28 protein-coding genes and 2 tRNA genes are annotated in these 25,684 nt (G+C 26.6%); 21 read left to right on the forward strand and 9 right to left on the reverse strand.

Annotated elements, in window-relative coordinates:
• Window positions 1-44: 44 nt before the first annotated feature.
• The gene (gene argS / locus PRV_RS01015; protein WP_022769385.1) at window positions 45-1,712 is read right to left on the reverse strand and encodes an arginine--tRNA ligase; all 1,668 of its coding nucleotides are present in this window, start codon (window positions 1,710-1,712) and stop codon (window positions 45-47) included.
• A gap of 161 nt (window positions 1,713-1,873) precedes the next feature.
• Here argS and PRV_RS01020 point away from each other — a divergent pair.
• Window positions 1,874-1,948: transfer RNA gene (locus tag PRV_RS01020), tRNA-Trp, on the forward strand.
• 189 nt (window positions 1,949-2,137) lie between these two features.
• Here PRV_RS01020 and PRV_RS01025 read toward each other — a convergent pair.
• The 6 genes from PRV_RS01025 to PRV_RS01055 all read right to left on the reverse strand — a co-directional run bounded on the left by PRV_RS01025 (window position 2,138) and on the right by PRV_RS01055 (window position 6,113).
• Entirely contained in the window at window positions 2,138-2,611 is a 474-nt protein-coding gene (locus PRV_RS01025; protein WP_022769389.1) for a hypothetical protein, read from the reverse strand.
• Between the two features lie 573 nt (window positions 2,612-3,184).
• On the reverse strand, window positions 3,185-4,102 hold the full coding sequence (locus tag PRV_RS01035; RefSeq protein ID WP_144062294.1) for a hypothetical protein: 918 nt from the start codon (window positions 4,100-4,102) through the stop codon (window positions 3,185-3,187).
• A gap of 203 nt (window positions 4,103-4,305) precedes the next feature.
• Entirely contained in the window at window positions 4,306-5,118 is an 813-nt protein-coding gene (locus PRV_RS01040; protein ID WP_022769400.1) for a hypothetical protein, read from the reverse strand.
• Window positions 5,119-5,262: 144 nt separating this feature from the next.
• The gene (locus PRV_RS01045; protein ID WP_022769408.1) at window positions 5,263-5,478 is read right to left on the reverse strand and encodes a hypothetical protein; all 216 of its coding nucleotides are present in this window, start codon (window positions 5,476-5,478) and stop codon (window positions 5,263-5,265) included.
• Between the two features lie 125 nt (window positions 5,479-5,603).
• Window positions 5,604-5,828 (reverse strand): hypothetical protein, encoded by a 225-nt coding sequence (locus PRV_RS01050; protein ID WP_022769413.1) that lies wholly within the window; start codon window positions 5,826-5,828, stop codon window positions 5,604-5,606.
• 63 nt (window positions 5,829-5,891) lie between these two features.
• A complete protein-coding gene (locus PRV_RS01055) occupies window positions 5,892-6,113 on the reverse strand; it encodes a hypothetical protein (protein ID WP_022769418.1) in 222 nt (73 codons plus the stop codon).
• A gap of 617 nt (window positions 6,114-6,730) precedes the next feature.
• On the opposite strand from PRV_RS01055, the gene PRV_RS01060 reads away from it, so the two are divergent.
• From PRV_RS01060 to PRV_RS01145, 19 genes are all read left to right on the forward strand, one after another.
• Entirely contained in the window at window positions 6,731-7,606 is an 876-nt protein-coding gene (locus tag PRV_RS01060; RefSeq protein WP_022769423.1) for a hypothetical protein, read from the forward strand.
• Window positions 7,607-7,674: 68 nt separating this feature from the next.
• Window positions 7,675-8,001, forward strand: a complete 327-nt coding sequence (locus PRV_RS01065; protein WP_022769427.1) for a hypothetical protein — start codon at window positions 7,675-7,677, stop codon at window positions 7,999-8,001.
• A gap of 300 nt (window positions 8,002-8,301) precedes the next feature.
• A complete protein-coding gene (locus tag PRV_RS01070) occupies window positions 8,302-9,309 on the forward strand; it encodes a hypothetical protein (RefSeq protein ID WP_144062295.1) in 1,008 nt (335 codons plus the stop codon).
• Between the two features lie 276 nt (window positions 9,310-9,585).
• Window positions 9,586-10,641: a hypothetical protein gene (locus PRV_RS01075; RefSeq protein WP_144062296.1), complete on the forward strand. Its 1,056-nt coding sequence runs from the start codon at window positions 9,586-9,588 to the stop codon at window positions 10,639-10,641.
• A gap of 20 nt (window positions 10,642-10,661) precedes the next feature.
• Window positions 10,662-10,808, forward strand: coding sequence for a hypothetical protein (locus PRV_RS03040; protein ID WP_022769434.1), 147 nt, complete (start codon window positions 10,662-10,664; stop codon window positions 10,806-10,808).
• 21 nt (window positions 10,809-10,829) lie between these two features.
• On the forward strand, window positions 10,830-11,072 hold the full coding sequence (locus PRV_RS01080; protein WP_022769437.1) for a YneF family protein: 243 nt from the start codon (window positions 10,830-10,832) through the stop codon (window positions 11,070-11,072).
• A gap of 20 nt (window positions 11,073-11,092) precedes the next feature.
• Complete coding sequence (locus tag PRV_RS01085; RefSeq protein WP_043896033.1) at window positions 11,093-13,597, forward strand: class I tRNA ligase family protein; 2,505 nt, start codon at window positions 11,093-11,095, stop codon at window positions 13,595-13,597.
• 22 nt (window positions 13,598-13,619) lie between these two features.
• Window positions 13,620-14,078: a hypothetical protein gene (locus tag PRV_RS01090; protein WP_022769444.1), complete on the forward strand. Its 459-nt coding sequence runs from the start codon at window positions 13,620-13,622 to the stop codon at window positions 14,076-14,078.
• A 227-nt stretch (window positions 14,079-14,305) separates the two neighbouring features.
• A complete protein-coding gene (locus PRV_RS01095; protein WP_144062297.1) occupies window positions 14,306-15,217 on the forward strand; it encodes a ComEC/Rec2 family competence protein in 912 nt (303 codons plus the stop codon).
• 3 nt (window positions 15,218-15,220) lie between these two features.
• Window positions 15,221-16,099, forward strand: coding sequence for a hypothetical protein (locus PRV_RS01100; protein ID WP_236608072.1), 879 nt, complete (start codon window positions 15,221-15,223; stop codon window positions 16,097-16,099).
• Window positions 16,100-16,125: 26 nt separating this feature from the next.
• Window positions 16,126-17,376 carry a hypothetical protein gene (locus PRV_RS01105; RefSeq protein WP_236608073.1) on the forward strand — a complete coding sequence of 417 codons (1,251 nt, stop codon included), beginning with the start codon at window positions 16,126-16,128 and terminating at the stop codon, window positions 17,374-17,376.
• A 17-nt stretch (window positions 17,377-17,393) separates the two neighbouring features.
• Window positions 17,394-18,023: a hypothetical protein gene (locus PRV_RS01110; protein ID WP_022769456.1), complete on the forward strand. Its 630-nt coding sequence runs from the start codon at window positions 17,394-17,396 to the stop codon at window positions 18,021-18,023.
• Window positions 18,024-18,071: 48 nt separating this feature from the next.
• Entirely contained in the window at window positions 18,072-18,542 is a 471-nt protein-coding gene (locus PRV_RS01115) for a hypothetical protein (RefSeq protein WP_022769460.1), read from the forward strand.
• Window positions 18,543-18,559: 17 nt separating this feature from the next.
• Entirely contained in the window at window positions 18,560-19,357 is a 798-nt protein-coding gene (locus PRV_RS01120) for a F0F1 ATP synthase subunit A (protein WP_022769463.1), read from the forward strand.
• Between the two features lie 13 nt (window positions 19,358-19,370).
• On the forward strand, window positions 19,371-19,631 hold the full coding sequence (atpE, locus tag PRV_RS01125; RefSeq protein ID WP_043896163.1) for an ATP synthase F0 subunit C: 261 nt from the start codon (window positions 19,371-19,373) through the stop codon (window positions 19,629-19,631).
• Window positions 19,632-19,668: 37 nt separating this feature from the next.
• Window positions 19,669-20,244: a F0F1 ATP synthase subunit B family protein gene (locus PRV_RS01130; RefSeq protein ID WP_022769470.1), complete on the forward strand. Its 576-nt coding sequence runs from the start codon at window positions 19,669-19,671 to the stop codon at window positions 20,242-20,244.
• Window position 20,245: 1 nt separating this feature from the next.
• The gene (locus tag PRV_RS01135) at window positions 20,246-20,815 is read left to right on the forward strand and encodes a F0F1 ATP synthase subunit delta (RefSeq protein WP_022769473.1); all 570 of its coding nucleotides are present in this window, start codon (window positions 20,246-20,248) and stop codon (window positions 20,813-20,815) included.
• A 3-nt stretch (window positions 20,816-20,818) separates the two neighbouring features.
• The gene (gene atpA, locus PRV_RS01140; protein ID WP_022769477.1) at window positions 20,819-22,354 is read left to right on the forward strand and encodes a F0F1 ATP synthase subunit alpha; all 1,536 of its coding nucleotides are present in this window, start codon (window positions 20,819-20,821) and stop codon (window positions 22,352-22,354) included.
• Window positions 22,355-22,396: 42 nt separating this feature from the next.
• Window positions 22,397-23,272, forward strand: a complete 876-nt coding sequence (locus PRV_RS01145; RefSeq protein WP_022769480.1) for a F0F1 ATP synthase subunit gamma — start codon at window positions 22,397-22,399, stop codon at window positions 23,270-23,272.
• A gap of 4 nt (window positions 23,273-23,276) precedes the next feature.
• Here PRV_RS01145 and PRV_RS01150 read toward each other — a convergent pair whose 3' ends face one another.
• A complete protein-coding gene (locus PRV_RS01150) occupies window positions 23,277-23,921 on the reverse strand; it encodes a DUF402 domain-containing protein (RefSeq protein WP_022769483.1) in 645 nt (214 codons plus the stop codon).
• Between the two features lie 65 nt (window positions 23,922-23,986).
• A tRNA-His gene (locus PRV_RS01155) sits at window positions 23,987-24,062 on the reverse strand.
• Between the two features lie 163 nt (window positions 24,063-24,225).
• Here PRV_RS01155 and atpD point away from each other — a divergent pair.
• Entirely contained in the window at window positions 24,226-25,683 is a 1,458-nt protein-coding gene (gene atpD, locus PRV_RS01160; protein ID WP_022769487.1) for a F0F1 ATP synthase subunit beta, read from the forward strand.
• Window position 25,684: the final 1 nt, after the last annotated feature.

The raw sequence follows: 25,684 nt of genomic DNA on the forward strand, positions 1-25,684 counted from the left end.
TCAATTTAATTAGAGCCATTTTGTGGCTTTAAAAATATTCCAGTTTAAGCTAAAGCCGTTGGAACAATTCTAAACAAAGGAAGAAATTCTTTAAAAATTCTCAAAACTAATTGAACTAAAGCTAACCTTGCTAACTGAGTTTCCCTATTTGAATCATTAATTATTGAAAAACTTTCATAAAAGGTATGAAATTTTTTAGCAAGAGAATAAAGATAATTAGAAATAATATGTACTTTTAAGTTTTGAATTGCTTTTTGAAAATGAAATTCAACTGCAAGAATAGAATTAATTAAGCTTTGTTCAATTTCACTATCTAACTTTTCAAAAGAAAGTTCAACCCCATCTAACTCAAAATTAATTTTTTCAGTAATTTTTAAAGCTCTAGAATAAGCATATAAGATATAAAAAATAGGATTATTGTAATCCTTATTGTTTAATTTTGAAAGATCTATATCTAACTCATTTTCTTCATCTCTTGAACATAAAAATCACCTAATTTCATCTTTAGATAGATGTTCTTTTAATTCTTCGGAAGAGAGAAAAATATTTTCTCTCTTAGAAAAAACAATTTTCTTGCCATCTACAATCAATCTAGAAAGTTTAGTTGTTTTATATTTCACTAAACTTTCAGGAACATTTATAGATGAAAAGAATGCTTTCATTCTATCTATATGTCCTTTATGATCTTCAGCTAAAGTATTAATTATTATTCCATTAGTTCCTAAAAATTCTAATTTGTATAAGTGATAAATTAGGTCTTGCCCGAAATAAGAGAGATTACCATCACTCTTTACTATTACATCATCTTTTTCATCTCCCTCTTTTTTAAAAGAACTAGTTTTAAATCATAGAGCATTATCTTTTAAATATATAAAATCTTGTAATTTTTTGATTAAGTGAGTTAAAGCTGACTCGCTGCACTTTTTGCTTTCATAGTCTCAATTGTCCACTTTAATAGATAGACTATCTAATTCTTTTTTAATTAGATTTACAAAAAATTCAACTGCAAATAATTTAATTTTTTGCGTTAATTCTTCATTATCTAATTCTCAATAGTGTCCAAATTTTTCAGTAATAGCTTGCGCACAATCTCTTATTTCATTTCCGGAATATTTAATGCTATGTTCCATTAAATTAATTGATGCTCCTTTAGATATAAAGGAGTAAAAAGTATGAATAGATTTAATTAATTCTTCTATTTGAGTTCCAGCATCATTTATTAAATAAGCTCTAAATACTGAGTTGTTGTTGTACTCTAATATATTTGAAAGAGTATCAGTAATAACTCCATTTCTAATATGTCCTATATGAAGAATTCCTGTAGGATTGGCTGATACTATTTCTATAAAATATTTAGTTTTTTTGTTTTCTTCATTATTGGAAAAAGCAATTATTTTTTTTCTTTTTAATGAAGATTTATAAAAGTTCTTTATTAAATTAGAAGAAATAAAGAAATTTAAATATCCTTGAACTGCTTCAATTTTTGGTATTTCTTCATGTTTATTTAATGAATCTAAGAGAAGTTGTTCACTTTCTTCGATGTTTTTCTTATAAGTGGAAGAAATAAGAAAAGGTAAATTTGTACTAAAAAATCCAAATTTAGAATTCTTAGATTCTTCTAGCTCAATTTTGTCCAATAGGAGAGTAAAATTTTTCTTAACTAAAACTTCTCTGAGAGCTTCTTTTAATTGCTCCTTAAGAGTTAAAATCACTTATTTTTTTAAATTGTTAAAAAATTAATAAATTTAAGAATTTTATTATTTACAATGCCCCATAAATTAAGGTTATCATTCGGGGAAGTACATAATTATAGTTAGAAAAAAGATTAAAGAATTTTTAAAATATTCTTTAATCTTTACCAAAACTAGATTTTGGTTGCGTAGTTTAAAGGAAAAACAATGGTCTCCAAAACCATTAACTGAGGGTTCGAGTCCTTCCGCATCCGCCATTTATTAATTTTTTTCATTAATTAAAAAAATAAATCTGCAAGATTTATTTGAAAAATCTAAGATCCTAGAATGTTGAAAATCAAAGTAAACTTTCTTTTTATTAAGTTCTAGTTTGAAAATTTAATTTTTTTAAATATTGGAAAAATTTATGATAAGAACATTATTCACTGTGTCCATCAGCTTTAAATTTATCAACTTATATCATTAATTCTCGTTTCTCAAACTTTAGTTTTTTCTCCTTCCCCTTTTAATCATTCTTTTTCAAAACTTTCCTTAAGAATTTTTTTAACGAATGAATTTATTCCAAAACCTTCTTTAATTCTTCTTTTTTCTTCATTTTTAAGTTTTTTTCATAATTGTTCGAATTCAATATCTCATTTATCACCATTTCCTATTAAACCACGAAATATTGAACCTACTTTAATAACTGGACCCGCACTTTGTCCTGTGATTGAATTTCAACTAATTCCATCACTCGAATCTTTAACTTCAATTTCACATTCATTTTTGAATACTTTTTTAATGTCATTTTCCCCGTTAAATTTGATATTTTTTTGTTTCACAGAAGTAAAATTCATTCCTTTTTTTCATGTACCTGATAGTCCGGCCGATCAATCTAGCCCTTTCTTGTAGAATCCACAGTTTTTAATAATTTCTTTCATTGTTTTTTCGGAAGCTGTTTTTACTCAGCTGTCAATATCAATTTCAATAACTCCATCATTTATTTTTTTAAATTGATTAGATTTATTTTCTTGAATTAAATTACTGTAATATTGTCCAATATTACTTAATACCTTTAAATCTTCTTTATTTTTATAGCCTTCTTCAATTATTTCTTTAGTAATTCCTCAAATTCAAGATTCAATATATTCTTTACTAGTTTTAATTGAATCTTCTTCTTTTACTTTGACTTTTCGAATTTTTATTTTTGATTTTTTATTTTTAGAAACTAAAACTTCTTTTAAAAGAGTTTTAATTTCACTTTTAAAGTTTTTGTTTTTTTCTATGTCTTCTTTTTGTAAAACTTTCTTAATTTTTCCTCCTTTGAAAGAATTTTCTTCTTTTTTTAGATATATATGCTATTCCACTTCCTGCAGAACCAGCTGTCAAAGGAATCAAAATTCATAGCAAAATATTCAAAATTTACTGTTTTCCGCGAATGAAACTTATAAATGTTTTATTAATTAGTGTCTTAAAAGTTAAGTTAAAAGAACATTATTAATTTCTTCTATGTTCTAAATTTCTCAACTTACATTATCAATTCTTTTTTCTCAAATTTTGGTTGTTTGCCCTCCATCTTTTAATCAATCTTGTTCAAATCTTCTTTTTATGCTGTTAGTTACAAATGTTTTAATACCAAAACTTACTTTCAATTGTTCTGTAATGTTTTCACGGTGCTGTTTCAGTAATTGATTCATTTGTTGATCTCACTGTCCATCATTTCTTCGTAATCCTTGTAATTGTAAAGTTGGGCCAGCACCTGCTTGTCCGTTTCCATAACTAGCTCAAGTAAAGCCTGATTTTTCGACATTAATTCCACATCTATTCTTGTATACTATTCCTATGTTATCTTCACTAACATCACCTAAAGACATGCTTTGTACTTTATTCCAACTAACTCCATCCACAAAGACGCCGGTAACTCCAGCGGATCAATTCCAACTTTTCTTATAAAATCCACAACCTTCAAGAACTTCTTTAATAACAGGTTCTATTTGTTTTGCAACTCATTCATCAACTTTAATTTCAAGTTCTTCATCTTTTGGAGTTGTGAAATTTTTTCGGTTATTTTGCTGAATTTCTTTAGCAAAATATTTTCCAACATTTTTTAAGTTTTCTTCAGAATTTAAGTTTTTGAATCCTTCCTCAACAATTTCTTTTGTTATTGCATTAAATCACTTACCAAGAGTTCCCATTTCTGGATTTTGAGAGTCACCTTTTACAATAATTTTTTTTAATTTCAATTTCGTATTTTTTCCCCCTTTTTCTAAAACTTTATTAAGAACTTCTTTTGCATTATTGCTTATTTTTAAATTTTTTATTTCTTCTTTGGTTAAAACGTCTTTGACCTTATTTTTTTCAATTAAAGAAGTATCTTTTTTGGATATGTAGGTAATTCCTGTCCCAGCCGATCCAGCGGCTAAAGGAATCAAAAAATATAATAAACTATTCAAAATTCGTTATTTATTGAAAATGCTTCTTATAATTTCTAAACAATTTATAAAGAAAGAAAAAAGTTAATTAAAGTTCCGTTCTAATAAATTTTTAAAGGCTTCCCGCAGAATTCAAAACTTATTTAGAATTTACTTATTCTAAATTAACTCACAATATAAGGGAATTGATATTTTTTTAAGTTTTAAATTTTTCAACTTATATTATTAATTCCTTTTTCTCAAACTTTGATTGGTTGGTTTTTAGATTCAAATCAATCTTTTTCAAATCTATTTTTGACATTATTTTTGACAAAAGATTCAACACCAACACTTTCTTTCAACTGCTTAGCAACTGTTATGCTATATTTTTTTAGTAAATTTCCTATATTACGATCTCATTCCACATTTTTATTTCGCAATCCTTGTGTTGATAAGGTCGGTCCAGATCCTTCTTGGGGTCAATAACTGGCTCAAGTAATGCTTTGTCCCCTCCCGATTTTAAGTCCGCATTTATTTTTGTATACTTTGCCGATATTTTCTTCAGTAACTTTACCTAAATTTTTGTTTTTCACTGTGTTTCAAGTAACTCCTTGTTGAAAGACACCATCAACTCCAGCCGCTCAATCTCATTTCTCTTTATAAAAACCACAATTCTCTATAATATTTTTAACAATAGGTTCTGTCACTTCTTGAACTCAGCTATCAACCAGAATTTCAAGCTTTTCATCATTTTGTTTTATAAAATTTCCCTTTATCTCCGAGTTAATTCTTCGTGAAAAATATTCCCCAATATTTTCCGTCTCCAAGCTTGAATTTTTGAAACCACTTTCAATAATTCCTTTCGTTATATCCTTAAACCATTCTTCTAGATCGTTCATTTTTTGGTTCTTAGAATCATTTTTTACAATAATTTGTTTTATTTTTAAGTTGGAGTTTCCTCCTTTTTCCAAAACTCTATTAAGAATTTCTCTGACACTGTCATCTTGTTTTAATGTTTTTATTTCTTTTTTAGTCAAATTATCCTTGACTCTATTTTGTCCAATAAAAGAAGTATTTTCTTTCGTCGTGTATGTAATTCCGGTTCCAGCTGCTCCAGCAGCAAACGAAATTAGAATATATAAGCTATTCAGTGTTTGTAATGATTGATTTCTTCCTAAATATTAAGAAGAAGAAGTCACGCTAATATAAAGAGGATCGCCAATTTCTACAGCATCTTTTTGATCTTCAGCTTTACCCTCTAGTACAACGACTGCATTTCCTTGTTCAACATCCCTTTTTACTCTTTCTGCGAAAGTACCTGATTTAAGCCCGCCGCCAATGGCAGGAACTAATGTCGCTACGCTACCAAAATAACATATTCATTTACCCCAACTCACCTTATCTTTCTTCTCTTAATATTCATCATTTTTCCTCCTCCCCCAAGTTACTTATGTTTTCCTTCAATTTTCTTTTAATTGCTGAAATTTAGTACTACTTTAAACATTTTCATTTTCTTAATTTTCTAAGATCTTCTTATTTTTTCATTAATAAATTCTGTTAAACGCTCTTTTAAATTTTCTTTCTTTGAGTTAAATCGATCTATTAATTCTCTATAAGAAAGTTTCTTTTCTGTTCTATAAATTTCCAATATAACTCAAACAATTAGTAAGGCTGAAATAACAAATAAAACACTAACTATTAAACTATTTTGTTTAATCATTCATAATTCTCATGAATATGAACTCATTTTTTAAAGCTCTCTTTTTTGTCTAAAAAATAAATGGGTATTAATGCCCTTTTTATTTAGTACTTAGATGAATTTTTGTTTTTTAGATATTCTAGTTCCTCTGTCAAGATGCGAGAATTTTTTACCATCTAAGCTTAATTTAGAAGAAACTCTGGAAATATCAGAAGAAGAACCAGCTTTCTGATAGAACTGCTCTTCTTTCGCCTTAAAAAGAAGAGTTGTAAAAATTTTGGGCAGATTAGAGAAACCTGAAATTAAATACTTAGAAAAATCTATGTAACTCATGTCCTTTCGCTCTCGTCAACACTCTAAAAGAAATAAAATAAAGAAAAGTCCAAAAAGACAATATAAGACGCCGATTTCTTTTTGTTCTAATTTGGGGAACAGAGCTAATTAAAGATTATTCGCCAAGTAAATCTAAAAGATAAAAATTAACCTCCAAAATTCAAATTTAATTTTTCTTTCTATTAAAAAACCTAAAAATAACTGAGTTAATATTTGTTTTTTCAATTATTAAAAATAGAAATTCTGGAGATCAAATAAATATAAAAAAATTCTGAATTTTGATTTAATTACGCAGAATATTTAGAAATAAAAGAATCATTTAGAAATAATTAATTATTAATCTGACACTTAATTTAGGATTTTTAAAAAATTCAGTTATTTTTACATTTTTTACTGGGCCTTTACTTACTCTTCCATTTTTAACATCGAAAAATTTCCATGTTTCTAATGTAGATAAAATTTCTGGATTAGTTACTAGAGTTAGATTATTTATTAAGGGACTAGAAAGTCAAGATGTAAAAACTAATTTTCCAATTGAAAGAGAAAATTCTAAAGTTTTTGGTAATTCTTATGAAATCAATCAACTATCAACAGAAAGCGGAAGAAATAGTCAAAATTTGGAGTTAAAACCAGATTTAGTTGCAGAATTCCCTCTTGACAATTTAAATAATGAAAGATTATGAAAAGTTTGTTTGACTGATACTTCCAAACTTAAAAAAAATTCTTCCAATAGTTCTACCTCAACTTCAGTAACTTCAAATTCACGAGCACAATTAGAAAATAAATCCCCACCTTGTGAATTAAAGCTCTTCAATGATTCAGGATCTAAGGAGAATTATGATCCTGATGTAATTAAAAATTTATTGAAACAACTTTCTCAATTCATTCAAGTTGAACATGCAAATAATATGTTATGACTTCATAAGTTAAAAAAAGAAATTCAACAAAATAATGGTGCTTTTGTGGAGAATGGACATGGGAATTCTCAGAGATTAAAAGATATTTCGGAGAGTTGCAATATTTCAGTTAAAACAACAAAAAAAGATCTTTTATGAGAATTATTTTTTTCTAATTCAGATAAAAAAAGTTGTTTATTATCCCCAATTACCTCAAAAGTTGTTTTAGATTTAAAAATTCACAGTAATCAATCTGCCTCATCTGCTCAATCAACAAATAATTCAAATTCTGCTATAACGCAAGAATTAATTAAAACAGGAATTTATTCAGGGGGATTAAATTATGCTCTTTTTGATTATTCATCAAATTCATCCCTGAAAAAAGTTAAAAGTAATGCAAATGATAGCAGCCAAAACAATAGAGCAATTCTTTTTAGAATGGATTTAAAAAGAAAATATTCTTCTTCGAATGGAAAAAAAGAGAATGATAGTGTCTGTGATTTAGAAAAAATGTACGAATTAGTTAAATCTAAAACATTAACTTTTGAAAAAATTTCTTCGCAATCTAATTCTTTTCCCTCTATTTGTAAGCAATAAAAGCCATCTAAACAATAATTTAGAAAAGGATAGAGATATCCTTTTATTTAACTTAGTGTTTTATTAGTATGAAAAGTTTTTATTTATATCTTTTTAAAGGATTGCCTTTCTTATCTTTAGGGAGCTTACCCTTAATTACTTTTTATTCGTTGGGAAGAGACACAAGCTTCAATTTAGAAACCTTAAAAGAAAAGAAAACAAGAGTTCATTTATATATTGAAGGATTAAAGTTAGTTAATAATCAAGAATCGACGGCAACTTCTATCAATTCTAAAAATAGTTTTCGCCAAGCTTCTCAGCAAATTTTTCAAGTTTCAAGTGAAAACACTAAAAAAGGAAACACACCTAGTTTAGTATTTGAACTAAATTTAGAAAATTTAGATAAAAAGAAATAATAAATTATTTAGTTTTGAATCATTCTAATGGCCATAAATAACTATTTTTAATATATTTCAGTAATTAAAACAATTTTTTAAAAAAGTTTTTTAAGGGGCAAAAGCTCCTTGCCTTTTGTTTAATTCTTTTTTGAATTTAAACTCAAAATTAAAAGTTTAAGCTGAATAAAACTGAAAAAACAATAGTTTTGTTTAGTTTTTATATTTTTTTTTAAATTGAAACTTTTGAATCTTATTAATTGAAAGAATTCAATTGTATTTGCCGCCCTTACAGTTCCTTTTTTTACAACATCTTATTTAATGTATGAAAAAAAGCCTGAAAATATTCTCAAATTAAATGATTCTAGAGGTTTAACGACTAAAGTTGGATTATTTATAAAAGGATTTTCTAACCTTAATCCTAAAGTTGCTCAACTTTCTGAGGGGGATTTTAATAGTAGCTCTTCTTCTTATGAAGTTGTAAAAGCAACAAAGAGTAGTGTTCAGAAAAAGAAACCAGATTTAGTGGCCGAATTTTTAACTAGGAGAATTAATGAAGAAAATTGATGAAAATTTTGCCTTCCTGAAGGTTCAATCTTAGCGCAAAAAGTATTACTTAGTTCTGATTCATCACCAACAAATTCTTCAGAATTGAATGACATTGGAAAGAGAAAATTATGCGATCCTATTTGAATAGGACGACAAACAAGTCATAAAAATTTTGGTTTAATTAAAGAATTATTGAGAAAAATTTCTCAATTAATTCAAACAGAACATGCGATTAATGTATTGTTATTAAATAATCAAAACTCTAACTTTATAGAAAAAAATTCAAATGATAAAAATGGAAATACCCTTACTAAGAAAATGCAAGAAATTCAACAAGAATGTTATATTTCCTCTGGAGAAATAAAACCAATTCTTAAAGATTTATTTTCTACTAATAAATCAAATTATTGCTTTCTTTCACCAATATCAATGAGAGTTGAATTAGATTTGAATAATAGTAAAAATAAAGGAAGTCAAAATTCTTCTCAAACTATATCTTCAGATGTGAATGCATTAAATATAGAAACAATTAATAAAGGTATTATCTCAGGAAATTTAAGTTATTCACTTTTTGATAACTGATTATCAAGAAAAAAATTAAATGGCCAAAAGGAAAATGAAAATAAAAAATTTCCTATATTCAAGTTTTTTTCTGAAAGAAAATATTCTCTAAACAATAAAGATTTACCTGTTTGTCATCGAAATTTAGAAGTATTCTATAAATTAGTTGAATCTCAAAAATTAACTTTAGAGAGTTGACCTAGCTTTATTTGCAAATAATTAAGGTTCTAAATTTAATTGTTCTTTAAAGAAGTTTTTTATTTTCCTTTTTATCAATTTCTGTAGCTACCCTCTTTATTATTATTAACTAATTTTTCCATTATTTTCCATTAATCTGATTTAAAAAAAGATTATGCTATAAGCTCTTTACCAGAAGGAATTATTCAAACAAGTCAACTAGAATTTACACTTGAATGGTTTAAATTCGATGGAGGAAAAAATTAAAAAGCCAATTTAATTAATTAATGGTAATCAACCAAATAAATGAAGTAATTAATGTACCTTAAGGAAAGTTTTTTATTATTTTTAACAAGTCTTCCTTTATTTGGTTGATTTACTTTTATGACTGTTAAAAATAATTTAAATTGAACTCATTCCTCTTTAAATGGGCTTTATACTAGAGTAAGAATGTTTTTTGAATTTAATAGAAAATCAGAAGAAATAGTTACTTCTTCTTTTTCTTCTCGACAAACAAGTAATACAAATTTAAATATTGACAATCACAACATTCAAGCAGCAGGCGAGGGGACAAAAGAAAATGCAAAGCTTTTCGGAGGAGACTCACAATCACTTACTGTAGAAATTCCTTTAGAAAAATTGGGAAGTTATAGATATTACAAATATTGTTTAAGTAAACAAGACAATAAAGAATTACAAATTAATTTGGAAAATAATTTGGATTGCACTTTAAAACATTTTGATGGAAAGAATAATGAAAATATTGATATTGAATATTTTTTTGATTTAATAACTAAATGAATTAATTTGCAACATGCTATAAATGTCATTTTTTTCTCTTCTTTCACAAAGCCAGACAAAATAGAAAGTAAAGAGCTATTGAAACCCAAAAAACCTAATATTTCCTATTATTATCAAAATGTTTCTCGAGAATGTGGACTTTTAATGGATAATAGCGAGAATAATTATTTTTCAACAATAAATAATTTATTTTTTTCTCCTCTTCAAGGAAAAAAGAAGTGTTTTCTTTCTCCTTCTGTATTAAATATTTGAGTTAAATCTTCTAATGATTCAAAAAATCAATTAATAATCACTTCCAAAGAAAAAGACAGTTTAAAAATTGATTCAAATGTTTTTAATAAAGGAAGTATTAGTGGAAAATATATTTATCATCTTTATGACTACTATTCATCAATAAAGAAAATAAAGTTAAATGGAAATTCTGATAAAAAAGAAATTAGTTTAGAAATAAATTCTTTTCCTTTAACTTTGGAAAAAAATGACGAAAATAGATGTAGTTTTGATTTTTTATATAAAAAATATGAAGAGAAAAGTTTAGATTTTGACATCATTAAATCTTCTTGTTATAGTTAAGAGAGTTTTAAATTTAAATTGTGAAGTTTTGTTTTAAAGAATTGTTTTTAAATATTGATTTTTACAGTAATGATGCATGGTGAGGGGCAGGCTTAGCATTTGCTTTTGTTTTTGGAGTAATCATTGGATGAAAATTTAAAAAATGAAAAAGTAGGAGAAGAAAATAAATTTTTTCTTAGAACATTTTTTTGTTTTTTCAGCAAAGTTGCGGCCAAGCAGAGAACATAGCATGAGCTTGCGCAGCTTGCGTAACTTTAATAATAGGTTTTTATTTTGGATATAAATTAGCTGTTAAACGTTACAAAAGAGATCCTAAAGAGAATTGAATTAAAGCTTCACAAATTAGAGAATTATATAGACAATTAGGAAGAACTCCTACCGAAAAACAAATTAAACAACTTTTAACTGCTGTTAATAAAACATCGGATTAGTGATTAATTAAGGAGAAGAAGTGAGTTGTCACTCACTTCTTCTCCCTCCCCCTAACCTTACAGGTACATTACATTTAGGTCATTTATGAAATATTATTTTGCAAGATTTTTGTTATAAATGATGCAAAATAAGAATGAATTTTACTTATTGGGCTATAGGGGTAGACCATGCCGGCTTATCTTTTCAATCTAAATTTGATTCTCTTTTTAGAGATAAATTTTCTGCCTTAAGTTCAGCAGAATATTTAGAAGAGATGCATAAATATGCATCTCAATTAAAAGAAAAAATATTCTCTCAATTTAGTCTTATTTCTTCTTCTATGAATATTTCTCAGGCCAGATATACCTTAGAGGAAGAGTCTAAGGCTTTTGTTATAGATAGATTTATTACTTTATTTTCACAAGGACTAATTTATAAAAAAAAGAAATTAGTTAATTGAGATATTAAGTTACAAGAAGTAATAGCAGATTGTGAGGTAATACATAAAGAAGTAAATTCAAAGCTTTATTACTTAAAGTATTACTTCGCAGATAATCCAAATAGTTATTTATTAGTAGCTACCTCTAGACCTGAAACAATTTTTGGAGATGTAGCTATATTTGTTAATCCGGAAGATAAAAGATATTCTTCCTTCATTTCTAAAAAAGTATATATTCCGGGAATTAAAAGAGAAATTCCTATTTTAAGTGATTCTTCTATTTCTCAAGAATTTGGAACTGGAGTGATGAAATGTACGCCAGCTCATGATAGTATAGATTGAGAATTAAAAGAAAAAAATTCACTAGATTATATAGAAGTTTTTAATGCTAAGGGAGAACTATTGGAGATAGCTGGTCAGTTTTCTGGTTTAGATAGATTAGAAGCTAGAGAAAAAATTATTGAATGATTGCAATCTAATGGTGAAATAGAAAAAATAGAAGAATATGAAACTAAGTTATCTTATTCAGAAAAAAGCAATACAATAATTGAAAAACTTTTAACTGAACAATGATTTTTATCTTCTTCTATTTTGGCCAAAGAAGCGGCAAAAATTATTAGATCTAATCGTTTTAAATTTCAACTTTTCCCCCTTTCCCAGAAAGAAAGATTATTAGATTATTTAGATAGAACGGAAGATTGATGTTTATCGAGACAAATATCTTGAGGTATTAAGTTGAATATGGTTTATGATTTAGAATTCAAAAAATTTAGAGTTAATCCTAAAATAGGAGATCCAAATAAATTTATAGTAGAAGAAATAGCTTTAGATACTTGATTTTCTTCAGCTTTATGGCCTAATATAGTTTTTCAGGGGAAGCCCAAGGAAAAGGATAAATTTTTTCCTTTTACAACCTTGATTACTGGAAAGGATATTCTTTTTCCTTGGGTGTCTAGAATGATTTATTTATCTCTCCATTTCAATCAGAAACCTCCTTTTAAAAATGTATTTTTACATGGAATTCTTAGAAATGATAAAGGAGAGAAAATGTCAAAATCTTTAGGAAATGGAATTCTTCCAGAAGAGTTATATAAAAAATTCTCTTCAGATGTTATTCGATTTGCTTTTCTTTCAAATACTCATTATGATAGAGATTTAAAATATTCTGAAAATATTTTTCAAAAATCTATCCAATTTATTCATAAATTAGAACATTTATTCAAATTTTTTGAAAATAAATTAAGCTCTTGAGAGGACAAGAGCATTTTCGAGAAAGAATTAATTAAATTTGATTTTCAATCTCTTAGTTGGGCAAAAAGATGAATATTTAAAGAATTTAGCTTTCTTTCTGAAGAACTAGAAGCTCTTTTTTCTTCTTATGATTTTTTTTCACTATCAAAAATAATCATTTCTTTTTTTACTGAAAAAATTTCTAATCAATTTTTAGAACTTTTGAAATTGGAGTGGCAAATAGAAGAAAACAGTATTAGATTTTTAGCTTATATTACTAAATTAAGTTTGAGAATTCTTTATCCTTTTTTACCAGAATTTTCTGAAAATATTCATAAAAAAATATTTTCAGAAGATCTTAAACCAGTTTTCTCTACAATGTTTTATCCAAGAAAATGGTGGACTAAAAAAATAAATGAAAAAGTTTGATTTTTTGAATATATAACAAAAGCTAGACAGCTTTATCATTCACTTGGGATAGATTTTTCAAAAGAAATTCAATTCAAATTAATTTCCCCTTCAATTTCTGATTCATTTAAAACTCAGGTTGAGGAACTTTTACCTTATTTTAAGAGGTTAAATCAATTTTTAATTTCTTTCTCGACTAAAAGAACAGAAAAACATTTGCCTACCATAAAAGTAGGTAAATTATATTTTGAATTGCAAATTAATAATCTTTCAATAAATAATTACAAAAGTTTTATTGAAAAAGAACTTTCTAAATATTTTTCAGAAGTTGAAAGATCCAAGAAAATATTATCTAGAACTTCTTTTTGTGATAATGCCCCAAAAGAATTGTTATTGGAAGAAAAGAGAAAATATAGAGATTATTTAGAAGAATATGAATTTTATTCTGAAATAAACTCTCAACTTTAGTTTTTTAGTAAAAAAGAGTTAAATGCTCTTTTTTCAGAGTATATCGAGCGCTGAAGACATTTATTTAGCAACTAGATTATTAATGATGTTTTATTGATTAAGTTTGCCTGTTATTGGATTATTACTAATTGGAGCTTCATATGTTTTTCCAAAAATTAATTGAGTGAAAACTTTTCCCAGATTAGAAAAGCTTTCTTTTTATTGAAAAAATCTTTCAATTTTGGGATTGATTATTTTATTAATTACAGTAGCAATAAATACTTTGTTGTTATTTTTTTATTTTTTAGATGCTTGATTGTTTAATAATCATGATAAATATGTTGTTTATTGACAAGTTAGGTGAGTTAATAGACCTATATTATCTTTTTTCTTAATAATAGTTTTGGGATATATTCTTTATTGAATATTTGCAATAATTTGCTATAAAAAATATTGAAATAATTACTTTAATTTCAATATGAAAATATTTTCTCGATACTAGAATATTCATTCAAAAAATTATTTTTTAGATATTAAGAAAATGAATTGTTTAAAAGAAAATCATTTTCTGAAATTCAATGAATATTTTCTTCTTTGTTGCTTGTTTTCTACGCTTTTATACCCATCTTTAAATGACATAGCATTCTTTTTGCAATATCTTTCATTTTTTTCATTTATATTTTTGAGCTAGGACTAACAAGTTATCTTTTTGTTAGTTTTGGAATTTGTGTGATATTTTATTTATGATCTTTTATCTCTAATGTATTAGGTAATTATCTTAAATTAGATAGTTTTATTTATTTTTTGCAAGAACAAATAAATAAAGTGATCTCTTCTAACTATCAAGGGAACACTCAAAAATTTATTTCTTATTTATTGCTTAATAAAAAAGATAAAGAAATATATTCTTTAGTACAAGATTTTAGAGATCTTTCCCTCATTCATTTAATTGTTATTAGTGGATTTCATATGCATTTATTAAAAAATTTTTTATCTAAATTGATTCCTTCTTTTGCGCCTCAAATATTGAAAAAAGGATTTCTCCTCTCTTCTCTCTTTCTTTATTCTTGAGCTACAGCTTTTTCAATCCCCTCTACAAGAATATTTTTTGAAGAAGTGGGTGAATTAAGTCTTATTAAGAAAGAGAAAAAATCTCCCCTTACTACATGGTCTAAGTCTATTTGAATTACTTTTTTAATATTTCCTTCAGCTATAAGCTCTCTTTCTTTCGTCCTTTCTTATTTTTTCTCTTTAGTTTTTAAATTAATTAGTAAATTAAGACTTACTAATATAAATGAGTTATTATTGAAAAATTTAACTGCTTATTTAATTTCTTTATTTTTCTTTTCTTTTAAAACTAAAAAATTATTTCTTATTGCAGGATTAAATCAATTCTTATTTACCCCTATCATAATTTGTTTATTTCTTTTTTATTTATTTATTTGACCTTTTAAATTTGTTGCAAATTTTGGAACTAATTTATATGAATTTTTTATGAACTCATTATCCTCTTTTAGCTTGAATAAACTTTATTTACCTAGAGAAGCAGGCTCTTCTATAGAGATCTTTTATTTTTTATTATTTTTTTCTTTACTTTGTTTAGGAATTTCTTTTTTATACAAATTTAATAGGAATAATTAAAAAATGATGTTGTGAATTTATATTTCTAAAAATTTGGATGCTTTAGAGGTTAAAGTTGAAGAATTTTTAGAAAAATTTTCTCAACAAAAGTTATTACATTTAAGAAGAGCTTCTTTTGAGGAAGTAAAAAGCTCACTCACTCAATTGAATTTATTTGAGAACTACACTCATTACATATTTGAGGATTATAAAGGTAAACTTTCTGATTTACAATTACTTTTCAATAATATAAGTTTCGAAAATACAAAAATTTTATTTACTATTTTTGTGGAAAATAAAATAGCTTTGTCTTGAGAAATATTGAATAAATTAGAAGACAAAAATTATTGACTTTATTCTCCTGGAGTATTAATTAGAAATAAATATTTAAATACTTTGCTTCAAAAAAATGATTTGCAACTTTCTTCTGAATATATTGAATTTCTCAAAGAGGGGGCACTTTTTTCTTGTCTTCAACTCAAAGGAGTGATAGAACAACTTAAAATTTTTTCTTTTTCGGGGGAAAAAATAACAAAGGAAATAGTTTTAGGTTCTATTAAATCTAATAAGATTTGTGAGGCTTCAGAAAATCCTTTTACTTTTTTAGATTTGTATTTAACTAATCAAATTCAAAAATGAGTACTTTTATTGCGAAAAATGTCTTATTCTTTAGATTCTTTAATATCTTTTTTAAGATGTTTTTCATATTCTTTAAATCAACAATTTTGAAATACTTCTAATTCTTTAGAAACGAGTAATTTTATTAGAGAATTAAGTTATAATTTTCTTTTATTTATGGAGTTAAAATTCTTTAAAATCAAAAGAGATTCTAGTTGGCTGGTTTTTCATTTTTTTTGAAAACACCAACCTGTTTGTAAGTTAGCGCTTGATGCCCAAAATTAAAGATAAAAATTATTAAATTGGATAATTTGGTTTTAGAAAGAATGGATGAAAAAATGCCTTTCGATAAAGATAAAGAATATTTTGTTGAGGCGTTGGAAAAAACAAAAGATTATTTAACTAAATTATCGCACTGTACCCTCTTTTTAAATGATTTGCTGGTTGGAGAAGAAGAAAGTATTGAGTTTATTTCCTCTTCTTTTGATTTACTAAAAAAACTTAGTCAACTTTTAGGAGATCCCAAAAGTTTTGAAGAGCTTGTTAAGACATTTAAAGATGCTTTGTCGCAAGACTCCAAAAATGAAAAAATTGAAAATTTATTCGCTTCTTTAAATAATTCTTCTGTAGATTTAGAGTCCTTTAGTCTCGATAAAGATGAGTTAGAAGATGAAATTAATTATTTGTATATTTGAACTTTAAATAGTTATAAACTAGATTTAAAGTCAAATACTGTTGAAGAAATTAAGAAAAAATTTGGTGAATTATTTAAAAAAGAAGTTTTCAGAAGAAATTTTGAGGAAAATTTGGCAGCTCAAGAGGATGGGAACTGTTGCGGAGAAGATAGTTGTGACTCAGAATGCTCTAGCTCTCCTAGAGCTAGAGGTTGAGCAGGTCATAGTGTTTATAGAAATTTATTTAAAACTGAAAGATGAGTTTTCGGAGATCCTAGATTAAATAAAGATGAAGATAGTTTTGAATATCTAGTTTCTAGAACTAAAGCCTTAGAAAGGCTTGAAAGAGAAATTAGAAGTGGAAAAGTTTATGTGTTTACAGAAAAACCCCTTAAAAATTTAAAGTGAAAGCAGGTTTTTTCTAATTTTTTAATTGCTGGGTTAGTATTTAGTGTTTTAGCTATCATATATTGCATTACTGAGAATAAATTTAAAATGCAAGAATCCTCATCAAAAGGCTTATTTGAAGATTGCGCTTTATTCTCTTTAATGAGTTTCTTGTTTTTCTTCCTAACGAGAAGGGAAAATAATAAATTTGGTGAAAACGAAAATTTTAAGTATTGCTTTAGTAGGAAAATTTTTTATTATTTTTTCCTCTTGAGTTTGTTTTTTGCTATCGCCCAAAATAAGGATTTTACCCAAATCTTTGATTCAAATAGTAGTAAGAATGTTTTATTTATGGTAATATTTGTTCCTTTAATGTTTTTAGTAGTTTCTTCTATTGTGATCTTTTTAATTGGCTTTTTCTTTTTGAATCCTAAAAAGAATAAGGCTTTAATAGAAAATCTTTTGAATAAATATTCTTATCCTCCTTATATGAATAATTAGAAAATAATTTTTATTCTTTGTTAATAAGGTTAGGTCTTTTTAATACCCAAAAGGGTATTAAAAGAAAACCTTTATTATTTTTTAATTTAATTCCAGATATTGTTTTTGGAATTTTTATTGGATTTTTCTTTCATTTGATGCTTATTGCTGGAATTTTAATTGCAACTACTTTAGGGAGAACAGAATTTAAGCTTCTTTTTTATTCTGGATTAGGTTTTATTGTTTTTTTAATTTCTTTTTTAATTTATAGAAATAAATTTTTTCATCTCTTAAAAGTTCCTTCTTATAAAAGTTTTTTAATTTCTAGAAATAAATTAATTATGTGAGTTTGATGAACTATTAATGCTTGATTATTAACATGTTGGGCAGCTATGGTACTTTTAGGAACATTTAATGGTTTTGGTTGAATGCATCCTACCACAAAACACTTACATGTTTTAATGGATGATAAAGATTTGACTAAAACTACTGGAGTAATCCTTTGAGTTATTCATTGTTTGTTATTGGGTGTTTTAAGTGTTAGTTATAAAAAATTTATTGAATTTTTTAGATATGCTCAACAACAATTAAGAAAAAGAAGAGTACAATTGAAGCAGTTTAAATTGAAAGCCGAGGAAGAAATTAATATAGAAAATTTAGCAATTTAGTAGAGCTTGGAGAGTGAAAGATGATATAGAATATGTTTTCTTACTTCCATGATTTCTTTAAGCATTTATGTTAGTGTCGCCATTATATATGATTTTTTACTTTCGAATAATGGAGTCGCAAGTGGTAAATTTCCAGCCACAATCACAGCGATTTTCACTGCTGGAGCGCAAGTATTTTTTACCTGTAAAAATTTTGAAATTTTGAATAGACTTTTTAGATTATCTTTATTAAAAAGTAATTATTCTTTTTGAGCGATGGAAAGAATTAGTTATAAAGATAAGACAAAAAGTTCTTTTGATTTTAAAGCTAAATTATGTTTTTCTCAGTGATTAAATTTATTTGCATTAACATTTTTTGTATTTTTGGGAAGTGTTTTCGAAGCGAAAAATTGGAGTAGTGAATATTATTTCAATAAATGATTTGGAGTAGCAGGAATATTAGTTATTCCTGCAGTGAGATTATTCACTACTTTTATCTATGTTCCCAATTGAACTTATAAATTATTTTTTAGAATTTAGGCTTTTTAAGTAAAAATATGAATTTTATGGAATTATTCTTTTCGTCAAATAATGACAATGGATATTATCAAAATGAAGTTAAAGTCCCAACCATCGCTTTTGGAGTTTTTTTGGCGATGATGTTTATTTTTACTTTGGGCGCATATTATAAAGATGCTTTGTATAGAACTGATTCTTACGATAAATTGCCTAAACTTTTATTCATCGTTTTTTTATTAATTAGATGAATCAAAAACAATACTATAAAGTTACTAGGTTCTAGAAATAAATTTGCTATTCCATTTTTTATCTATATAATGCTCTATTTTTGGGCTTGTGGAATAGTAAATATGTTAGGTTTTCCAGGATTACTTAATTTTTTATTAGTTCCTTTAACTCTTTCTGGATTGGTTTTTTTTGGAACTTTACTTTTTGGAGTTAGAGGAAGAAGTTGAGGGTTTTTTTCAGATTATTGTATCTGAATTAAAAGAAAGAAGAAAAAAATTTTTCCAATTCCTGATGTGTTAGCTATATTAGGGGAATTCAGCAAAACCGCTTCTTTAGCATTTAGATTATGGGGGAATTATTTTGCAGGAACTTTATTTTTATTTATGTTCAGTCATGTTATTAGTCCATTAAAAGACATTTTAGGACTATCAGGATCAATCTTTACAAGTTTTATTACAATTCCTTTGCATTTATATTTTGATGTAGTAGACACTGTATTACATTCAACGATTTTCCTATTTTTAACTATGACTTATTGGTCTTTATCTTCTAAGTCATTGCATCATCATAATGATGTGGAAACCTCATATAAAGCAAATATAAATTAAATTGAATAATTTTTTAGATTTTCTATTTAAATATTTTCCTCTTTTCCAAAATAGCAGTAAATCAGCTAGTGCTATTGGGGGAGGGATAGCTATATTAGCTGGTTTTGGCGCAGCCTTAGCTCAAGGATATATTGGGGGAAAAGCTGTAGAAGCATTAGCAAGAAACCCTGAAGTTGAAGCTTTAATTTTTAAACAATATATTGTTGCTGTGGCAATTTGCGAATCTGTGGCAATTTATGCCTTAATTGTTGCTATAATTGTTATTTTTAAATAATTAGCAAACTTTTTTAAAAATTATTAATTTGTATTTTATGAAGGAAGAAACTTTAAGTCAAAAATTAAATGGTTTAATAAGTTTTTTGACTACTCCCGATCCGCGAACAATAGCCTTACACTTTATTAGCTCTTTACTTGTTATTGTTTTCATCATTTATTATTTTTGAAAACCTACTGATGCTTTTATAAAAAAACAAAAAAATAAATTAGATAGGGCTCATATTCAGCTAGCTACAGCTACTAAAGAGACTCAAGAAGCTTTAAATAAATTAAGAATTCAACAAAAAAGATTAAAGCTTAATGAGCAAAGAATTTTGGAAGAACAGAGAGAAAAGGCAAAACAATTTCTTTCTCAAAAAATACAAGAAGCTGAAGCGATAAAAAGTTCCATTATTGAGGAAAGTAAAAAGAAAGTTATAGAAATTGAAGAAGAAGCTAAAAAGACTATAAATGATAAGGTTATAGGTCTTTCTGTAGAGCTTACAGAAAAGCTTATTGGAGCTTCTCTTAATCGAAAAATTCATACTAAAGTAATTAATAACTATATAAATAGCATTAATCAAGTTTTTCAACCCAAAGAAGAGAAATCTTCAGAAGTTGCTCTAAATTAAGATGAAAAATTTTTCTATTAACGATAGGGAAAAAGTTTTGAAATTTTCTGTAGCTCTAATGTCTTGTTATTCAAAAGAAAAAGACTATAGACTTCTTCTGGATGAATCTAGAAATTTATTATCTTTTTTAATTCAATTTCCTGATTTTGAAGTTTTTTTAAGTTCTCCTCGAGTAGATGACAAAAAAAAGGAACTTTTTGTAAAAGAATTAATTAGACTTTTTTCTTTCAAACAAAAATATCTTTATTCTACAATCGATTTGTTATTTAAGTCAGGTCTTATTAGATATCTTTCTTTATTTTTGGAAAAATTAATTTCACAACTTGAATGAGAATTGGAAAAAGTCTATATTAGAATATTTAGCTCTAAAAAACTTTCAATCGTTCAAATGAGAAAATTAAAAAAAATTTTAGAGCTTAAATTTGGAAAAGCATTAAAATTAGAGACCTTTATTGATCCCAGCTTAATAGCTGGAATTAGATTAGAACATGAAGATTCTGTATTTGATTTTTCTTTAGCAAAAAAAATAGATAATATGAGAAAGAAAGTTTTTTCTAATTCTTTTTATTAAAAAGTGTCTACAACTAGATTAAATGAATTTGCAGAAACTCTTAAAAGATTAATACAAGATAATGAAGTTTCTTTAAGGGGCGAAGAAGTTGGAAAGGTTCTTTCCAATTCAGATGGAATTCTTATTTTATCTGGATTGTCTAATTGCTTTCTTTATGAAGTTCTTATGATTGGACCTAAATCAATACCGGCTCTTGTGTTAGTCTTGAGAGAAAGTAGTGTTGGAGCGGTAGTTTTAGGTGATTATGGTTTGATTTCCGAAGGAATGAATGCAGTAGGAACAGGAAAAAGTTTTTTAGCTCCTAGAGGTGATGCTCTTTCTGGAAGAATTATTAATGTCTTTGGCGAGCCACTGGATGGAAAAGGAAGAATAGCAGTAGAAGAATGAAAACAGGTGGAAGGTCCAGCTCCAGAAGTTATGGAAAGGAGTTCTGTTTGCGAACCTTTGTATACCGGCATTTTAGCTATTGATGCCATAATACCAATAGGGAAAGGACAAAGAGAATTAATTATTGGAGATAGACAAACTGGTAAATCTACTTTAGCCCTAGAAGCTATAGTAAATCAAAAAGGTAAGAATGTTAAATGTGTTTTTGTGACTATTGGTCAAAAAAATTCTACTGTTTTCCAATCTTTTAAAGATTTGGAAAAAGCTGGAGCTTTAGATTACACAACTATTGTAGTAGCTAGCGCTTCTGATCTCCCAGCATTACAATTCTTAGCTCCTTTCGTAGGAATTACTATAGCTGAATATTGAATGAGAAAGGGAGAAGATGTATTAATTGTTTATGATGATTTAACACAACATGCTATTGCTTATAGAACTCTTTCTCTTTTATTAAGTTTCCCGCCAGGAAGAGAAGCTTTTCCTGGAGATATTTTTTATTTACATAGTAGATTATTAGAGAGGGCTGGAAAGCTTTCTCAAGAAAATGGAGGAGGTTCAATTACAGCTCTTCCGATTATTCAAACTCAATCAGATGATATTTCTGCTTATATTCCCAGCAATGTTATTTCAATTACTGATGGGCAATTATTTCTCAAGACAACATTATTTAATTCAGGTCAAAGACCTGCTGTAGATTTATCTAATTCAGTTTCAAGAGTTGGAGCTTCAGCCCAAGAAATTGCAATTAAAAGCATGACTAGTTCCTTAAAACTTGCCGTTTCTCAATATTTTGAACTTTTAGAATTTTCCAAGTTTTCTTCAGATTTAAATGAAGAATCTAAAGATACTTTAGCTTTAGGTTCAAGAATATTACCTATTCTTGTTCAAGCTCCGTTAAATCCTTATAGCCCTCAAGATGAAGTGCTTCTTCTCTTTTTAATCGCAAGTAAGTTAATAATGGAAATTGGAAGAGTCGAATGGATTCCTCTATTTATTAAAAAAATATTAAAAACTTGAAGAAAACACCCCCTTTATAGAGAATTAGCTTTAAATAAAAAAGTAAGCGCTTCAGCTAAAGATATTATGTCTGCTTTATTTAAGATGGAATATAAATCTTTCTTAATTTCTGTTAATAAAGAAATGCAAATTTAATTAATTTTTTTAATTTAAAGAAAAAGTTAAATTAGATAAATAATGTCTAATTTAATTTCTATTTCTAAAAAAATTAGAGATGTTAAATCTATTTTGAAAATAGCTGAAGCTTTACAACTGATTTCTTCAACTAAGTTAAAAAGTTATAAAGATATAAAAGAAAAAGGAAGAGATTATGTTGAAGGATTAAAGTTTTTGTTTCAAAAATTTTATTGTAGTTTTGAACATGATTACAAAATTAGTAATTCTAAATTCGTTTATATTGGCGAAAAAGGCCATAAAAGAGCTATGTGAATTGTCATTGGCACCGATTTATCCCTTTGTGGAAGATTTAATAAACAAATTCTTGATTTTTTATTAAAACAATTTCCTAAAGATGGATTTTTAATAGTTTTTGGTAAAAAGCTATTCAATTTAATGAAAAATACTTGATTGAAGAATAGAATTATTAAAAATTATTCTTCAGAAATTAAAGTTAGCGAATTAGTTCTTAATTTGGAAACAACAGCTAATTTGGCTTTAAAAGAATTTATTACTAGAAATTGTTATCACCTGAATATAATATTTCAGCAGTTTGGAAAAGGTATAAAAAATATTTCTTTACTACCCTTTACTGAAGATTATTTTGGAGAAGTTAAAGCTCAAATAAAATATAGTACTCACGAATATCGAATGAATCCTTCTGAGTGTATTATTGAATTATTTCCAGCCTATCTGGAAAGAACTATTTTAGAAACTCTTTTAGAGTCTAAGATAACTGAACATGGACAAAGAAGAGATTTAATGACTAATGCAGTTAAATCTGCAGAAGAAAAATTAGCTGAATATAAGTTGATTTATCAAAAAATTAGACAATCTAAGATTACTCAAGAAATTTCAGAAATTACTTCTGCTTTGAAATTGAATATTGGTAAATAAAAAATTAATTAAATTCAGAAATTTCTAATCTTTCATTAAAGTCTGTTAAATTACTTTTTTTCAAAATATCTTCTTTGTTTTTGCCCACTATAGAAGTTGTTTGTTCCCATAAAAAAGAAATCATTTCATTAGTTACAAGCTTTTGAAATCATTTATTTTTTAAGAGGACAAATATTCTTCTCATATTTTTAGAAAGTTCTTTTTTTAAATTATTGGAATATTTAAACTTAAGAGCTTGAGCTTCATAAATCTCACTATTTAAAAAATTCAATTCTTGTTTACTGTTAAGTCTCATATCTAATTCAAAATCTATATATTTAAAAGCTTTTTCCTCTATTAGGGGAGGGGTAGCTATATTTAAATAAATAGAATATTTATCTTTTGGTTGTAAAGTAAGCAATATATTAAATCAATGATCTTTTCAGAAAAATCAAAAAATAGGAAATTTATTAGTAGAGCTAGTATATTTTTTGGTTTTAAAATTAACTCCCTTGTTTTTTGTAGAAGGTATATCTATTTCAATTTCATTTAAAAATTCTGTTTGAAAGGGAGGTAGAAAAAATATTCATAATGAAGCATTTTCATAAATTAAATAATGATTTTCTATTGATTTAGTTAATGTTCCATCAAGCTTATAGGAGTGAATCATGAATTTTTTATTAGAAATTGAAATTTTTTATTTAGAAGTAACTAAACCTTAATAATTTAATATAATGGGGCGATTAATGGGATTCGAACCCATACATGCCTGGACCACAATCAGGTGTGTTGACCATTTCACCATAACCGCCATTATTAAAAAAGGGAAATAAAATTTATTTTAATTGCAAATTCTTTGTTAAATAAATTTAAATTTCACTTCAACCTTTTAAAAAATAGGTCTATTTTAAAAGTTTAAGTTTTACTTATATTCTTAAAAATATTTAAAAATCTTTTTAAATATTAATTAGTTAATGTCTGTTGAGGCTATTAAGAAAGAAAAAATAACGATGGAAGGTTATATCTCGCAAGTTTCTGGCCCTATTGTTGATATGGTTTTTCCTTCTAATAGCCAACCGGCTATTTATGAAAAAATAGAAGTTTTTGATTCTAAGAGTAAATTAGATGAAGCTTTAAAAGCAGTTTTTGAAGTTGCCCAGTTATTGGGTGATGGTAGAGTTAGAGCTATTGCTTTAACTCAAACTATTGGATTGTCTAGGGGTATGAAAGTGATAAGAACTGGAGAACCTTTGAAAGTTCCTGTAGGAATGGAAACATTGGGAAGAATGTTTAATGTTGTGGGGGAAACTATAGATAAATTACCAAAACTAGAAGGAACTGAAACTAGATCTATTCATGCTAATCCTCCTAAATTTTCAGATCAAATTGACAATGTTGAACTTTTAGAAACAGGAATTAAAGTTATTGATTTATTAATTCCTTTCGCAAAAGGAGGAAAAATTGGTCTTTTCGGGGGAGCTGGAGTTGGAAAAACAGTTATTGTACAAGAATTAATTCATAATGTGGCAAAACAACATGGAGGTCTTTCTATTTTTGTGGGAGTTGGCGAAAGATCTCGTGAAGGAAATGATCTATATCATGAAATGGAAAATTCTGGAGTTTTAAAGAATACAGTATTACTTTTTGGTCAAATGAATGAAGTCCCTGGAGCTAGATTACGTGTAGCTTTTAGCGGTCTTTCCGTTGCTGAATATTTCAGAGATGATCTATCAAAAGATGTTTTATTGTTTATTGATAATATTTTTAGATTTTCTCAGGCTGGATCAGAAGTATCAGCTTTATTAGGTAGAACTCCTTCTGCAGTTGGTTATCAACCAACTTTAGCTTATGAAATGGGAAAGCTTCAAGAAAGAATTACTTCAACAAAAACAGGCTCTATTACCTCTGTTCAAGCTGTTTATGTTCCAGCTGATGATTTAACTGATCCTGCTCCAGCAACAATCTTCACCCATTTAGATGCAAAAGTTGTTTTGGATAGAAAAATAGCTGCTTTAGGTATTTATCCAGCCATTTCTCCGCTATTATCTTCTTCTAATCTTTTGACAGAAAGAGTAGTAGGAGCTGAACATTATTGAGTGGCTAATGAGGTAGTTAGAGTACTACAAAAATATGAAGAGCTTCAAGATATTATTTCTATTCTAGGTATTGATGAATTAAGTGATGAAGATAAGAAATTAGTTTTTAGAGCTAGAAAAATTAGGAATTTCTTCTCTCAACCTTTCTTTGTTGCTGAAAAATTTATAAATATTGAAGGTAAATATTTGACAAGAGAAAATACCTTAAGATCTTTTAAAGCTATTTTGGAAGGCAAAGTTGATGATCTTCCTGAAGAAGCATTTTTCTTCGTAGGAGATATTGAAGAAGTTAAAGAAAAAGCAAAAAAATTAAAAGAAGAGAAATTTAAAACTTAGT

The sequence above is a fragment of the Mycoplasma parvum str. Indiana genome (assembly GCF_000477415.1).
In the GTDB taxonomy this organism is placed as follows: Bacteria; Bacillota_I; Bacilli_A; order Mycoplasmatales; family Mycoplasmoidaceae; genus Eperythrozoon_A; species Eperythrozoon_A parvum.